The sequence below is a fragment of the Nocardioides sp. genome (assembly GCF_024509035.1).
Lineage (GTDB): Bacteria > Actinomycetota > Actinomycetes > Propionibacteriales > Nocardioidaceae > Nocardioides.
In genome coordinates, this window is record NZ_JANINT010000093.1 from 1 (window position 1) to 941 (window position 941).

Annotated in this window: 2 protein-coding genes; one reads left to right on the forward strand and one right to left on the reverse strand. The window is 75.3% G+C overall.

Translation table 11 applies throughout. The features are described from left to right. Nucleotides 1–341 (reverse strand): hypothetical protein (locus Q0L15_RS07670; protein WP_296603390.1); only part of this gene is annotated, 341 nt, incomplete at its 3' end. A 19-nt stretch (nt 342–360) separates the two neighbouring features. On the opposite strand from Q0L15_RS07670, the gene Q0L15_RS07675 reads away from it, so the two are divergent. Next, nucleotides 361–941: stealth family protein (locus Q0L15_RS07675; RefSeq protein WP_296603391.1), on the forward strand; the 581-nt coding region annotated here is incomplete at its 3' end.

Genomic DNA, 941 nt, shown 5'->3' on the forward strand with positions numbered 1-941 from the left:
TGGGTGGCGCCGCCCGCGAGGCAGGGGTCCCCTGGCTCACGATCCCGCCGCACGGCGCCGGCGACCCGGTGGCCGTCGTCGCGATGGCCGACCGCGACCGGTTCCTCGACGCCCTGGGACGGGTGGCGCCGCCGACCCTGTCGCTGCGCCGCCTCGACCTCGACTCCTGGCCGCCGCTGCGGCTCGCCGTGCCCGCGATGGCCGCTGCGGTCGCGCGCACCCGCGAGGCCGGCCTCGTCCTGGAGCCGTGGCCGGCCGACCCGCCGACCCATCTCGCCGAGGTACGTCTCGACGCTGGAGCCCGGGTGGAGCACGGTCGACGTCGAGGTCGCCGGCGTCACCGTGCCCACGCTGGAGCCGATGACGCTCCCCCGGGCGGACCAGTGCCGGTTCCCGGTCGACGTCGTCTACACCTGGGTGGACGGCGAGGACCCCGACTGGAACGCGCGGCGCGCTGCCCGCCTCACCGAGACCGGCGTGGACCTGGACCGTACCTCCAGCGGCCAGGCCCGCTTCCGCAACCACGACGAGCTGCGCTACTCCCTGCGCAGCGTGCACCTCTTCGCCCCGTGGGTGCGCCGCATCCACCTGGTGACCGCCGGCCAGGCTCCGGCCTGGCTCGACACCAGGCACCCCGGCGTACGCCTGGTCGACCACGCGGAGATCCTCCCGGCCGAGGCGCTCCCCACGTTCAACTCCCAGGCCATCGAGACCGGGCTGCACCGCGTTCCCGACCTCGCCGAGCACTTCGTCTACCTCAACGACGACGTGCTGCTCGGCCGCCCGCGCCGTCCCGAGGACTTCTTCTCCCCCGGCGGCCTGGTCGCCGCGTTCGTGGGCCCGCGCACCATCGGCGCTCCGTCCCCCGACGACCCCTCGTTCCTCCAGGCGGCCCACAACAACCAGCGGCTGCTGCTCGAGGCCTTCGGCGCCGCCCCGCT